Below are 13,812 nucleotides of genomic sequence, written 5' to 3'. Positions count from 1 at the left end.
CGGGCTGGCGAGTTATGCGCGGGCGGCGCGCAAAAGTCAATGCGCGGTTCCGGCGGGCATTCGAATGGCCGTGCTTCGATCGACCCCCGACCCGACGATCATGCCGTCGAGGACGAGCCACCGATCGGGTCGATCGCCGGTGGGAATCACCAGCGGATCCCCGATGAGGCGAGCGCCATCGCGTCGAGAGAGCTGGTAAAGCACCACGCCGGGCGGGCTTCCAATCATGCGCTCCTGTCCGGCCTGATACGCCGGCGCCGCCTCGGGATCGATCACGATGAGCGTCTCCTGAGTGGCGAGAAGTGTTTCGAAGCGCCGATCAACGGCGATGGCATCCTGTCCGATGAGACGCCCCGAGAGGTCGAAGAGGACCAGCCGATCGGCACCGAGCCACGCCACGGAGTCACCCACGCGCTGCAACGATCGCAGCGACGAGCCCGCCAGCGTGCGTCGCATCGGCGTGATGAAGCGGCTCGTCTCCACGGTGCCGTCGATGAGGTTGATGGGAACAATCTCATCGCGCCGAGAGCCGCGCACCACCACGACCAGCCGGCGATCCGCTGACTGGATGGACGGTGAGCCTTGGCCGATTCTGTGGTCGATGCGACGCCATCGCAGACCATCACCCGGCGCGAGCGCCGAGACCTCGTTGCGCACCGCGACGAGCAGCATCGGACCTGGAGCCAATGCCAGCCAATCGACATCGGCGTCCGTCGATCGCACTTCAAGCACTTCGCCATCGGATGGATCGAGCATGGCGACCATGGGCGTCGGAGCGCCTTCGAGCGATCGTCGCACACCAGCCACCGCCAGCATCCATCCATTCACGGCGACGGGGAGTTGGCCTCCCGATGCACTGTCCGGAATCTCATCGAGCACACCGTCCCGGCGCCACACCACCGCTCCGCGCGCCAGGTCCACGCAGGCGATGTCGCCATTGCGCCGCACGAGGAAGAGCCGGTTGCCTGATCGAAGCGGGAGGATCTCGCTCGGAACGAACTGGGTGATTCGCCCCGCAGGTCCCGCACGCCGCGGCACGACCGAAGGCCCGGTCACCCGGCGCGGATCAAAGAGCGCGCCGACGGCCGGAATCTCCCACTGCGTGGAGCCATCGGCGGGATTGAGCGAGATCAACGAGGCGTCGGCGCCGCTGCCCTTCACCCAGAGGACGATCGAGTCATTGAAGGCGACGACCACGGGCTCCTCGTGATCCAGCGGACGGCTCCAGACTCGATCGAGAGATGTCCCGCGCCGCAGGGCGAGCGTGGGTCGGGGCTGTTCGCGATCCGCTCGCTCGACAAAGAGTGCCGCGTCGCGCGGGCGCTCCGCGTCAGCAGCGCTGCCCAGAAGCGCCAGCCGACCGCTCAGCGTGACGGCGCCACTCGGCTGGGCGCCGATGCGAGGCCAGTTGCGCACGGCGGGGTGATCGGGCGAGACTCGGCGGAGCGTCTCGCGAAGGAGGGCGACCTCCTGCGTCGATGAGCCCGTCATCACGGCGTGATCGTGAAGGAGCGCGACCTCAGCGCCGATGGCGTCAAGCCAGCCCTTCTCCTGCCCGAGCTCGACGAGCAGAGCCAGGAGTGGCCGAGCCGCCTGATCGACGCCAATCAGGCGTGATCGGCCTCGGAGCGCCTCGACAGCGACGGCCAGCGCCTCGCGCGGCCGACCGGACTCCAGAAGCAGGCGAGCCGCCGACTGAGCAGCCATGACACCGCTGTCGCTCCCGACCCATGTCCGCGCAAAGTCAATCAGTTCTCCCGGCGTTGGCACGGGAGGAACGCGCCGCCACTCGGACTCCGCCTCGCGATTCCGGTCATTCAGGACGCCCTGCCCCGCAAGCAATACGAGGTGCTCCAGCCGAGAGAGAACCGCAGCCGAAGCTCTCAACTCTCCATCACGCGTGACGAGCATTGCCTCGCGGAGTTCGGGTGACGCCAGGATCCGTTGCCAGGACTCGACCGCCTCGGAACCACGGCCCCGCCGGAGTTGCCAGGCGCCCTGCGCGAGCGATGCCGTGACGCGATCGGCGGGGCGCACGGCAATCGAGATGGCCGAGGCGAGCATGCGCTCCATGTCGGCATCGGGCAATTCGACTTCCGTGGACCCGGCGATGATGCGCTGGACCAGTTCACTCCGCATGGCCTCCTCGCGCGAGGCATCGATGGCGCTGGCCGTCGTCGCGATGCCTTCGAAGATCATCGCGGGCACTGCACACTGGATGCCCAGTTCGAGCAGCGCCATCGCGCGGGTGGGATCGATCGGATCGCGAGCCATCCAGTCGCGCACGGCGCGCTCGGCGCCGACCAGCGGCATGAAGCACTCCAAGCGATCATTTCCAGCGAGAAGCACCTGTCCATCGGCGAGAAGGGCGTTGCCGGGCCGTCCAGTCTCGATGACCTGGGCCAGCGTGCCAGCCTCGGCGTCGATGAGCAAGAGGCGATCGAGGAGCGGGACCACCACAGCCGCGTGACCATGAATCGAGCCTTCGGCGAAGTCCGCACGACCTCGGACCGCCAATCGCCCCCCGTCCAAACCTGCCGCTCGGGTGACTTCGCTCAGCCGCCATCGAGGCTGTTCCAGTGAGTCGGCGTCAAAGAGCGCCATGTCGTCGCCGATCGCCAGAAGCAGTCGGCCATCGGCCGAGGCCCGCACCACGCGTGGCGAACCCCACGCTTCGCCGGCACCCGTGAGGAAGCGACGCTGAATCGCGCCACTCTCAGGATCAAGGACAAGCACCGACTGACCGTCGGGCGCAATCGCCACGAGTCCACTGCGGAGGAGCGCCGGTGTTCCGGTTTCCCAAGGCAAGTTCACGCGCGACACCTCGGCCACCGGCACCGATGAACGGCGGAGCCAGCGGATCGAACCATCCGCGGCATCGACCCGAGCAATGGCACCCACTGAAAGGGCGACGAAGATCGACCCCTGTGCAGCCAGGGGGCTCGACAGCGGTCGCATGTTGCTCATGGGGCGACTGCCCGCGCCCGCGAGGTAGGTGATCCATCGCACATCACCTGTTTCGAGGCCGAGCGCCACCAGCGTGGCAACGCTCTCCCTTCGCGTGGTCTGCTTGCGGGCGAGCACGATGACCATGTCATCGACGACCAGCGGGGCTCCGTGGGGAAAGAGACCATCGCCGCTGTCGGGATCGGGCGGCTCAAGTTGCGCGAGCATCCGCTCCCAGAGGATCGTGCCGCTCTCGGCATCGAGGGCGACGACGCGCCCCTCGCCCGTGCGTCGAGACTCTGCGGCATGTCCGGTGAGCACGACCAGTACGCCGTTGCCGAGGGCAAGCTCGGAGAGATCGCCCAGTGGCATCGTCTCGGTGTCATCCCGAACCGAGAGATCGCGCTGCCAGCGGACACGCCGGCTCAGGCGATCGACGCAACTCACGAGGTGGCCCTCTGAGAGAAAGAGGCGATCGCCGTCGGGTCGCGGTGCCACGGTCAGAAGGGCCCCCTCCTCGGCCGCCTGCACCGCCGTCGGCACAGCCACCAGTGGACCGTCGACAGGATTGAGATAGCGCCGCGAGAAGGGCGAAGCGGCCAGTGGCTGACGCCAGATGCGATGCCACGCCGAGTTGACATCGATGGGCGAGGGCGATGCCTGAGCCGCGCGGGACGCGTCGACCTCCGCGTTCACGGCCTCGGCGATGCGCGCGACCTCGGGGTGAAGTGCCGCGAGGTCCGCCAATTCAAGCGCTCGAAGCGAAGCGAGCGTGGTCTCACCGAGTATGCGATGGGCGCGGCTCTGAATCGCGAGCACGAACGCGAGGTCTCGAGGGGCTCCCTGGCGCGAGGCGAGTTCGTCGAGGTCAACATGACGAAGCCACGCAAGGGCGCCAGCCGGTCGGCCCGCCTCAAGTTCGCGCTGCGCGAGTCGCAGCGCGGCGCGCGAGCCTTCAAGCGTGGTCGGCGCGAGAGTCGCAACGGTCGCGTCATCGCGCTCTTCGCGATATCTCGCGATGAAGGGGGCAACCAGCCGCTCCCACTCCGCGCGGACCGCAGGCGCCCGGCGCAGGAGCGAGATCATCCGATCGGTGACCGTGACGAAGCGATCTTCATCCTCCTCGGAGGGCACCAGGCGCTCGCCATATTCCGCGAGCAGCCTCTGGGCGATCCTCGCGGACTCGAGGGCGTTGGCATCGCGCAGATCCTCGGCACGCCGCGAGAGTTGCAGCGCCGAGGGGCTGTCGCCCACCGTGGGGATCGCCACCTCCTGCGCGAGTGCATGAGACACCATCGCCCAAGCGAGAAGGAGCGCGAGCGCGCTCCGGCACCTGGGTCGCTGCAATCGCAGGGTCAGCCCATCGAGGATTTTCACGCGGGGCCGTCTCCGGTGAGGCGTGCTGGCGGTCGCCGACACGACGACGCGCACATGGTTACATTCTTCGGGTCCATGAAGCGAAGGCCAGCACCAGAGTGCCGAGAACGAGCAGGAAGGCGCGTGCCCACGACCTGTAAGCGATGCCCGGCGTCCGGTTGCACCGAGAACTCCGTTGATGAGGCCGGCCGCGGGGCGACACCGCTCCGTGGCGGACTGGCCGTGCTTTCGTTGCTGACGCTCGGGGCGATGCTCCCGGGATGCGTGGCACCACCCGACATTTCGATCGATGCCGTGGATGTGGTCGAGGTCGGTGAATCTACGGTCGAGCTCGCCATCCGTGTGGTGCTTGAGAATCGCGAAGATGTGCCCGTCAAGCTCGACATGTGGGACTACCACCTCGACTCATGCAGCGGCCGCTATCAGGGCCGCTGGTCAGCCGGGTTGACCATACCGCCGAATGAGACGGTGCGCACCTCGATCCCCGCCGTCGTGCCGGGCGGTGCCATGGGCACGCCCTCGTGCACCTGGCGATCGGGTGGCAGTGTCACCTTCATGGCGCCGAGTCGCCTTGCCGAGGTGCTCTTCGAATTGGGCCTGAACAGGCCAAGCGCATCCTTTTCCGGGACTGGGGACGCACTCGGGCGCGGCGGTCCTGTCCCGTTGATTGCGCCGATCGGCCCGTAGGCTCGGCGACATGCTCCGGCGCCTGTCGCCGCTCAGCCGTCGCGCCGCAGCGTGCCACTCGCCCTGCGGTTGAGCGCCACGCTCATCAGCCGGGAGTGGACGCCGAGCGTGCGAGGATCATCGTCGGGCAGCCCATCGGATCGCACGCGCTGATAGGTGCCATCAGTCTGCATCTGCCACGCGGAGGCGCAGTCATCGAGGCAGACCTGGAGAATCTCCCAAAGCTGCGATCGCAGCGCCCGGCCCTCAACCGGTGTCGCTGCCTCAACGCGCGTCTGGAGGTTGCGATACATCCAGTCGGCGCTCCCGAGGTAGAAGTCGCCAAGAAGCGGATCGGACTGCCCTCCCTGGAACCAGAAGATGCGGCTGTGTTCGAGGAAGCGCCCGACGATCGAGCGCACGCGGATGTTCTCCGAGAGTCCCGGCACACCCGGCCTCAGGCAACAGAAGCCGCGCACGATCAGGTCGATCTGAACCCCCGCCTGGCTCGCGCGATAAAGGGCGTCCATGACGCCGCGATCTTCGAGCTGGTTCATCTTGGCGATGATTCGACCGGGGCGCTCCTTCGTGTGCAAGAGGGTCTCGCGCTCGATCAACTCAAGGAAGCGGCGCTTCATGGCCACCGGCGCAACCAGCAGCTTGGTGTACTCCTTCTGCCGGGAGCGACCTGTCATGTAGTTGAAGAGGCCGACGAGATCCTCGGTGATCTGCGGATCGCAGGTGAAGAGGCCGAGGTCTTCATAGAGTCGCGCAGTCTTTGAGTTGTAGTTGCCGCTGCCGATGTGTCCATAGCAGCGCAGACCTGTCGGCTCCTGGCGAACGACAAGCGTCGTCTTGGTGTGCGTCTTGAGTCCCACGACGCCGTAGGCGACATGGACGCCGGCATCTTCGAGCTTCCTGGCCCAGAGGATGTTGCGCGCCTCGTCAAATCGGGCCCGAAGTTCGACCAGCACGGCCACCTGCTTCCCCGCCTCGGCTGCCTCGATGAGGCTGGTGACGAAGGGACTGTCACCCGAGGTGCGATAGAGCGACTGCTTGATCGCGACCACCCGAGGGTCCCGCGCCGCCTGCTCCACGAATTGCTCCACCGTCGCTTCGAAGCTCTCGTAAGGATGGTGAACAAGGAAGTCGCCGGCGCGGATGAGCGAGAAGATGTCCCCTTCGCCATCCTCCAAACCCGCTGGCGTGAGCGGGGTCCAGCGAGACCAGTGCAGTTCGGGCAGATCGAGGTCGGCGATCTGATTCAGCACGCCGTAGTCGAGGAGCCCCTCGGTTTCGTAGATCGCCTCGGGCTCGAGTTGGAGTTCGTCCATCAGGAAGCGGAGAATCCGCGGGTTCGGACGACTGCCCAGTTCCAGACGGACCACGCGGGCGAAGCGTCGCTCCTTCAGGGTCTGCTGAATCGCCTCGAGCAGGTCCTCGACATCCTCGTTGTCTCGCTCAATCTCCGCATTCCGCGTGACGCGGAAGGGCAGCACCTTGAGCACTTCCATTCCGGGGAAGAGATCGTCGAGGTTGTGCTCGATGATCTCCTGGAGGAGGACGAAGCGACGCGTACCGGGCACCTGGTAGAGGCGGCTGGGCGTCTCAGGCACCTTCACGCGCGCGAAGAGCTGCTCGCTCTCGCCGGGTCGCCTGAGCATCACGCCGAGCGAGACGCTCATGTTCGAGATGAAGGGGAAGCGGTGTCCCGGGTCGACCGCAAGGGGTGTGAGAATCGGAAAGACATTCTGGTGGAACCAGACCTCGGCGTCGCGCCGCTCCGAATCCGAGAGATCGCGCCAGTGGACGAGCTCGACTCCGACCTCGGCGAGCCGGGGCAGCACTTCGCCGCGCAGCATCTCCGCCTGCTCGTGGCCGAGCTGCATGACCATCGACCTGATCTCGGTCATCACCTGCGCCGGCGAGAGCGCCTCGGGCACGGGCCAGCTCAATCCCATCGCGGCTCGGCGCTGAATCGGCCCGACCCGCTTCATGAAGAACTCATCGAGGTTGCTCGAGAAGATCGACAGGAAGCGAAGGCGCTCGAGAAGCGGCGTCCTCGGGTCAGCGGCGACCTCAAGGACTCGTCGATTGAAGTGCAGCCACTCGACATCGCGGCTCAGAAAGCGCGCGAGGTCGGATGGACCTGGCTGGGCAGTGGCCGGCGGCGCCGCACCCGGCGCCGACTCGACCGGCGGAGGGTTCATCGACGACGGCTCCTCGCCGGCGCGGTCGCCGAACCGGGCGTCGCCGACAGCGGCTCCGTAGCAGCGGTGGCGGGCTTGGGTTCAACCGCGATGCCCGTGCGGGCCACGCCGCAGGTGAATGTCGCGACGCACCCAGGGGCCTCCTCGATCTCGACGCGCCGAACGGTCACTCCGCGCGGCAATCGCCGCGCCACTTCGAGGGCGATGAACTCCGCGACATTCTCCGCCGTTGGATTGACGCGATCGAAGGGCGCCGTCTCATTGAGACTTCGGTTGTCGAAGGCAGCCACCACATCGCGAAGCGTTGCCTCGAGCGCATGAAAGTCGCAGAGCAGGCCGTCGGGGTCCAGCACCTCACCCCCGACCGTGAGGGTGACGCCCCAGTTGTGACCGTGCAGGCGCTCCCTGACACCCCTCATCACGATCGCATGCGCCGCCGAGAATGTGCGCCGAACGGTGAGTTCGAACATGGCGAACTGAAGTCTACCCATGACCTTGCACCGCGAGACCGATCGATTGAGAGGTCGATCCGCTTTCGCGCCAGTTTTCCGCAAGGAGGAGGTTCAGATCGCTCCTCTCAACCGGGGGAAAGCACCGGCCGGTTCGGCTACCTTGACCTTCATGGGAACTTCGACCGCAGCACCCCTCATGCTGAGCATTTCAGGGTTGCGTGGCATTGTTGGTGAGTCGTTCACGACCGATGTCGCCCGCCTCTACGCGACGGCTTTCGCTGGCTGGATCGACGAGGGTCGGCCGGGCGCGGCCGCGGCGCCTCGCATCTGCGTCGCCCGCGATGGACGACGAGGTGGCGAGGCCGCTCTCGGCGCGGTGCGCGACGCCCTGCAGGACGCCGGCTGCGAGGTGATCGACCTCGGCATTGCCATGACCCCGACCGTCGGTGTGGCCATTGCGCACCATCGCGGCGACGGCGCGCTCGTCGTCACCGCGAGTCACAACCCGCAGCAGTGGAATGGCCTGAAGGCGCTCGATTCGAGCGGTCTCGCCCCGCCACCGGAGCGAGCCGCACCGCTGATGGCTCGCTTCAAGGCCCTGCGCGATGGTGTCGGCAGCGCGGCAGCCACCGCGCGCGTCTCTCGCCCTCGCGGCGCCGCGACCGAGGATTCACACGCCGCGGAGCGCCATGTCGAGCGCGTCTTGCAACTCGTCGATGTCCCCGCGATTCGCCGCGCCGGCTTCTCCGTTGTTCTCGACTCAATCAATGCGAGCGGCGCCATCGCGGGGCGCATGCTTCTCGAGCGCCTCGGCTGCCGGCTCACCCACCTGAATGGCGACCTGAGCGGCGTCTTTTCCCACACACCCGAGCCGCTCGAAACGAACCTGGGTGAACTCATCGCGGCCACGCCGCGCGCTGGCGCGGCGGTCGGTTTCGCGCAGGACCCCGACGCCGATCGACTCGCCCTCGTTGATGAACGAGGCCGCTACCCGGGCGAGGAGTACACGCTCGCGCTCGCCGTGTGGCGCATGCTGGAGCGCCGCGGCGCGGGCGTCCTCGCCGCCAATCTCTCAACGAGCCGCCTGATCGACGCCGTCGCCGGGCACTTCGCGGGCAGCCGCGTGATTCGCACGGCCGTGGGCGAAGCGAATGTCGCCGCTGCACTGAGGAGGGAGCATGGCCTGATCGGCGGAGAGGGCAACGGCGGCGTCATCGTGCCGAGCGTGACCTGGGTGCGCGACTCGCTCTCCGCGATGGCGCTCACGCTCGACCTGCTGGCCGGACGCGGGCGACCTCTCTCGGAGATCGTGGCCCAGTTGCCGCCGACCGCCATGGTCAAGTCAAAGCTCGACCTCGCGGCCGTGGGAGGCGCGGCGGCGGTCGCTCCCGCGCTTGAGCGAGTGAAGCAGGCGTGGTCCCATGCGTCACCGAACACGGTTGACGGCGTTCGCGTCGATCTCGACGACGGCTGGGTCCACCTGCGGGCAAGCAATACCGAGCCGATCATCCGCATCATCGCCGAAGCGCCGACATTGGCTCGCGCGAATGCCCTCGTCGATGAATGTCGTCGTCTCGCCGGACTTCCCTGACGCGACCTCCGCGCCGCCGTTACGCGCGCGGACGGCTCTCGACCACTCGATGGACGAAGGGTGTCACGGTGCAGTCGATCTCCACCATGAAGAAGCCGCCTCGGTGCTGCTTCACGCCCGGCCACATGACACGGCGATCGGTCTCAGGGATGTTCCTTCGCTCCACTTCCTGGAGCGGAACCCACTCGAGCCGACCTTCGTCGAACTCTCCCTCGGGTACGGCGCCATCGTCGATCGGACGCGTCGCCTCATAGAGGAAGATGAGCCAGTGGCCCTGGCCCTCGTACGCGCGCTCATTGACGATGCCGAAGAGGCGCAGCCCGTCATCGGGAAGTGACAACCCCGCTTCCTCGCGCACTTCGCGCAGGGCGCACTCGCGCGGGCTCTCCCCCGCCGCCACTTCCAGTTTGCCGCCGATGGGCGAGTACATATCGATATTCGGCAGCTTCCTTCGATGAAGCATGAGCAGGCGATCCTGCCGGTCCCAGAGGTAGCAGAGCACCGCGATTCGATAGGGCAGGCCCCCGACCGCACCGACGACGCCGGAGAGATCGCTCAATGCTTCGACTCCCCGCGCGGCGCGACGGCCGTCGCCCCCGCCTCACCCGACATTCGCGCGCCTCCATCGGCCATGAGCCCGGCCTTCTGGAGCAGGTCGCGCACGCGCGGCACCAGCGACTCGGACATGCGACAGAGCGGCAGGCGCAAGACTCCCGAGTCACGCCCCAGGAGTTCCATCGCACGCTTCAAGGGAATCGGATTCGTGTCGAGCGAAAGGAGCCCGCGCGCCAGTGGAAAGAGCTCGGCGTGGATGCGTCGCGCATCGGCATAACGATCGGAGAGGAAGGCATCGCAGAGCGCCTTCACCCGCGCCGGGAGCAGGTTCGAGAGCACGCTCACCACGCCGCTCGATCCGATGGCGGCGAAACTCAGTGTGAGCGAGTCATCGCCCGAAAGGATGGTGATGCCGCAGCGCTGCCGGATCTCGCTCGCGGAGTCCATGCTTCCAGTCGCTTCCTTGACCGCAACGATGTTCGGATGCGTCGCGAGACGCTCGATCGTCTCCGGAGCGATCGCCACGCCGCAGCGGCCCGGAATGTTGTAGAGCACGATGGGCAGCGGCGTCCCATCGGCGATCGTCATGAAGTGTCGATAGAGCCCCTCCTGCGACGGCTTGTTGTAATAGGGGCTCACCTGAAGCGACGCATCGGCGCCGAGGCGGTGGGCAAGCTTGTGCAGGTGAAGCGCATGCGCCGTCGAATTGCTCCCCGCGCCGGCAATGACGGTGAGCCCGCGCGCATGACCCTCGCGCACCGCGAGTTCGACCACCGTCGCGTGCTCCTCTTCGGTGAGCGTGGGGCTCTCACCGGTCGTCCCGCAGGGCACGATGCCCGCCACGCCGCCTTCAGCCTGCGCGAGGATCTGCCGCTTCAATCGATCGACATCGACCTGACGACCATCTTCGGTGAAGGGAGTGACGATGGCGGTGAAGCAACCTTGCAGCGGTCTCACGGGTTGGGCCTTCGGTTCTGGCAGTGGAGTTGGGCGGGGCATGGGCGCGTGATCAGGAGGGGCTCGATGACAGTGAGCCTATCCCGCGGGTGACATTCGAGCCGCTCGATCCATCGCCTCGATCATCTCGCGGACCGCGAGGCGCATCCCCAGCAGAATGGACCTCGAAACGATCGAGTGGCCGATGTGAAGCTCGACGAGGCCGGGCAGCCTTGCCACTGGACTGACATTGATGGCCGTCAATCCATGCCCCGCGTTGAGCCGCAATCCCGCCCGGCGCACGGCGTCGGCGGCTCGGGTCAGCGCGGCGAGGACCTCGACGGCCTGTGGCGAGCGACCATCGTTGCCATGATCTTTGAAGGCGTGAGCCCAGACGCCCGTGTGCAGTTCACAGATGGCGGCACCGACCTCGTGGGCCGCCTCTACCTGACGCGGATCGGGGTCGATGAAGACGCTCACGGGCACCCCATGGTCTGCGAGGCGCCGCACCACCTCGGCCACGCGCCCCCGCGAGGCGATCACATCGAGCCCGCCCTCGGTGGTGATCTCTTCCCGACGCTCGGGCACAAGCATAGCGCTGTGGGGCCGGACCTCGCAGGCGATCCGAACCATTTCGTCGGTCGCCGCCATCTCCAAGTTGAAGCGCCCTTGCACCGAGTGACGCAACCGCCGGACATCGGCGTCCTGGATGTGCCGCCGATCCTCCCGCAGGTGAACCGTGATCCCAGCGGCGCCACCCAGTTCCGCTTCGACGGCGGCCGCCAGGGGGTCGGGCTCATCGCCCCGGCGCGCCTGGCGCACGGTGGCGACATGATCGACATTGACGCAGAGATCGGGCACTCTGAGAGGGTAGCGGCTACCATCGGCGGCGTGCCTGACTTCGCCGACAAACTCGCGGCGCTGGACCGTGATCTGGCCACCCAGGGTGAGCGCGTGCTGGAGCTCTGCACCCGCGCGGTCGAAAGCTACTTCGACCGCGACGCCGAGCGAGCCCGAGGCGTCGTCGCCATGGATGATGCGATCGACAAGGTCGATGTCGAGATCGAGCGCCGCTCGGTTCCGATGCTCGGCATGGGTGAGAAGGACGAACATCGCATCCGCGAGGTGCTGACCATCGTCAAGGTCAACAACGAGCTCGAGCGCATCGCCGACGCGGGCGTCGTGATCGCCGAGCATGTCATCGAGCAGGGCCCGATGAGCGAGCGCGTGCCGCCGACCTTCCGGGTCATGGCCAACAGCGTGCTCGGCGTGCTGCGGGACGCCGTCCGAAGTGTCGCACGCAAGGACGCAGGTCTCGCACGACAGGTCCTTCTCTTCGATGACACGATCGAGCGCTTCAAGCGCGAGATCCTGATGCACGCGCAGGAACAGGTCGCACTAGGCCACTTCGGAGTGCCCTTCGCCTTCAGGCTCATGGCCGTGGTGAAGGCCCTCGAGCGGATCGCCGACCACTGCACCAACATGTGCGAACAGGTCATCTATCTCAGGTCGGGGCTCATCGTGAGGCATCGACCGGAGGGATGGACCGAGCCGGAAGCCCCCGATGCCTGAACCGACGACTGCCGAGATGCCGCTTGAGAAAGTGCGTTCGCGACTGCGCGCCTGCGGGCAGGAACACCTTCTCACCTTCTGGAGTTCGCTGAGCGAGAGCCAGCAGCGCTCGCTCCTCTCCCGCATCGCCGCGCTTCCTCTCGAGCGACTCATTGAGATGCGACATCAGGCTGAGCACCGGGCCCCTGCCGATGTCTCATCGCTGGCGCCCGTGCCCGTCGTTCGGCGCGATCATCCCGACGCCGTCCGTCTCCATGCCGCGGGTGAACAGCTCGTTCGCCACGGGCGCGTGGCGGCCTTCACGGTGGCCGGTGGACAGGGCACTCGACTCGGCTGGCGCGGACCGAAGGGGACCTTCCCTGCGACGGTCATCACGGGCAAGCCGCTCTTTCGCCTCTTTGCGGAGCAACTCCTTGCGCGTGAGCGGAGGCATGGGGTGTCGATTCCCTGGTACATCATGACCAGCCCCCTGAACGATGCGGACACCCGCGCGTTCTTCCACGACAACAACTACTTCGGGCGTCGCCCGGCGGATCACTTCTTCTTCCCTCAGGGGGTCGTCCCGACGCTGGACCTCGAAGGGCGGGTGCTCCTGAGCGCACCGGATGAACCGGCCACGAACCCTGATGGTCATGGCGGATCACTGCGGGCGCTGCGAGAGAGTGGCGCCATCGAGGACATGGGCGCTCGCGGCATCGAGGTGGTGAGCTACTTCCAAGTCGACAATCCCCTTGTCCATGTGCTCGACCCTCTCTTCATCGGCGCGCATGTCGCCTCGACGGAGTCGTCGGGAGAGATGTCGAGCAAATGCGTGCCGAAGCGAGATGCGGCGGAGAAGGTCGGTGTGCTCTGCCATGCGCCCGGCCCCGATGGACACGCGGTCACGCAAGTGGTCGAGTACAGCAACCTGCCGCGCGAAGTCGCAGAGCGGCGAGCGCCCGATGGAAAGCTGCTGCTTGAGGCCGGGTCGATCGCCGTGCACGCGATCGGGCTCGCCTTCCTCGATGCGCTGACGAAGGACCTCGATGGCTCCGGTCTGCCGTGGCATCGAGCGCTCAAGGCGACGCCTTTCGTCGATCTCCAATCGGGGCGCCTGGTCGAGCCGAAGGAACCGAACTCCATCAAGTTCGAGACCTTCGTCTTCGACGCGCTGCCTCTGGCCCGACAGTCGGCGGTGCTTGAGACCTCGCGTGTGGAGGAGTTCGCGCCGATCAAGAACGCGAGCGGCGAGGACTCCCCCGCCAGCTCGCATGCGCTCCAGAGCGAGCGAGCCGCCCTCTGGCTCGAGGCTCATGGCGTGAAGGTTCCCCGGCGCCCCGACGGCGCGGTGGACGCGAGGATCGAGATCTCACCTCTGACGGCGCTTGAGGCGAGCGATCTCGCCCACGCATCGCTTCCGCGACAGGTCGAGCGAGGTCAGGACCTCGTCCTGTAGCGCCCTCGATGGGTTGACCAAGATCACCGCAGGTGTTGCCGGCCGAGCGAGGTCAGGACCCCGTCCTGGAGC

10 protein-coding genes are annotated in these 13,812 nt (G+C 66.9%); 4 read left to right on the top strand and 6 right to left on the bottom strand.

Annotated features, from left to right (window positions below; all coding sequences use genetic code 11):
* Nucleotides 1–36: 36 nt before the first annotated feature.
* Nucleotides 37–4,323 (bottom strand): PQQ-binding-like beta-propeller repeat protein, encoded by a 4,287-nt coding sequence (locus tag KF724_03355; protein MBX3354718.1) that lies wholly within the window; start codon nucleotides 4,321–4,323, stop codon nucleotides 37–39.
* 123 nt (nucleotides 4,324–4,446) lie between these two features.
* Here KF724_03355 and KF724_03350 point away from each other — a divergent pair, with 123 nt between their 5' ends.
* Entirely contained in the window at nucleotides 4,447–5,010 is a 564-nt protein-coding gene (locus KF724_03350) for a hypothetical protein (GenBank protein ID MBX3354717.1), read from the top strand.
* Between the two features lie 32 nt (nucleotides 5,011–5,042).
* Here KF724_03350 and ppk1 read toward each other — a convergent pair whose 3' ends face one another.
* Together ppk1 and KF724_03340 are read right to left on the bottom strand one after the other, a co-directional pair.
* On the bottom strand, nucleotides 5,043–7,199 hold the full coding sequence (gene ppk1, locus KF724_03345) for a polyphosphate kinase 1 (GenBank protein MBX3354716.1): 2,157 nt from the start codon (nucleotides 7,197–7,199) through the stop codon (nucleotides 5,043–5,045).
* Nucleotides 7,196–7,669 (bottom strand): 6-carboxytetrahydropterin synthase, encoded by a 474-nt coding sequence (locus KF724_03340; GenBank protein ID MBX3354715.1) that lies wholly within the window; start codon nucleotides 7,667–7,669, stop codon nucleotides 7,196–7,198. The genes ppk1 and KF724_03340 overlap by 4 nt, the downstream gene beginning before the upstream one ends.
* Before the next feature lie 151 nt (nucleotides 7,670–7,820).
* On the opposite strand from KF724_03340, the gene KF724_03335 reads away from it, so the two are divergent.
* Nucleotides 7,821–9,242 carry a hypothetical protein gene (locus KF724_03335; protein MBX3354714.1) on the top strand — a complete coding sequence of 474 codons (1,422 nt, stop codon included), beginning with the start codon at nucleotides 7,821–7,823 and terminating at the stop codon, nucleotides 9,240–9,242.
* Nucleotides 9,243–9,261: 19 nt separating this feature from the next.
* Here KF724_03335 and KF724_03330 read toward each other — a convergent pair whose 3' ends face one another.
* Genes KF724_03330 through KF724_03320 form a run of 3 tightly spaced genes read right to left on the bottom strand, consistent with a single transcriptional unit; the run spans nucleotide 9,262 to nucleotide 11,594 of the window.
* On the bottom strand, nucleotides 9,262–9,801 hold the full coding sequence (locus KF724_03330) for an NUDIX domain-containing protein (protein ID MBX3354713.1): 540 nt from the start codon (nucleotides 9,799–9,801) through the stop codon (nucleotides 9,262–9,264).
* Nucleotides 9,798–10,796, bottom strand: a complete 999-nt coding sequence (gene dapA / locus KF724_03325) for a 4-hydroxy-tetrahydrodipicolinate synthase (protein MBX3354712.1) — start codon at nucleotides 10,794–10,796, stop codon at nucleotides 9,798–9,800. Before dapA ends, KF724_03330 begins: the two co-directional genes overlap by 4 nt.
* Before the next feature lie 36 nt (nucleotides 10,797–10,832).
* Nucleotides 10,833–11,594, bottom strand: a complete 762-nt coding sequence (locus KF724_03320; GenBank protein ID MBX3354711.1) for a pyridoxine 5'-phosphate synthase — start codon at nucleotides 11,592–11,594, stop codon at nucleotides 10,833–10,835.
* Between the two features lie 30 nt (nucleotides 11,595–11,624).
* On the opposite strand from KF724_03320, the gene KF724_03315 reads away from it, so the two are divergent.
* Nucleotides 11,625–12,305, top strand: coding sequence for a hypothetical protein (locus tag KF724_03315; protein ID MBX3354710.1), 681 nt, complete (start codon nucleotides 11,625–11,627; stop codon nucleotides 12,303–12,305).
* A 16-nt stretch (nucleotides 12,306–12,321) separates the two neighbouring features.
* Nucleotides 12,322–13,740, top strand: coding sequence for a UTP--glucose-1-phosphate uridylyltransferase (locus tag KF724_03310; protein MBX3354709.1), 1,419 nt, complete (start codon nucleotides 12,322–12,324; stop codon nucleotides 13,738–13,740).
* The last annotated feature ends 72 nt before the right edge of the window (nucleotides 13,741–13,812 follow it).

It is taken from the genome of Phycisphaeraceae bacterium, from assembly GCA_019636735.1.
Taxonomy (GTDB): Bacteria; Planctomycetota; Phycisphaerae; order Phycisphaerales; family SM1A02; genus VGXK01.
The sequence above is the reverse complement of the archived record's forward strand: the minus strand, read 5'-3'. Positions and strand labels throughout refer to the sequence as shown.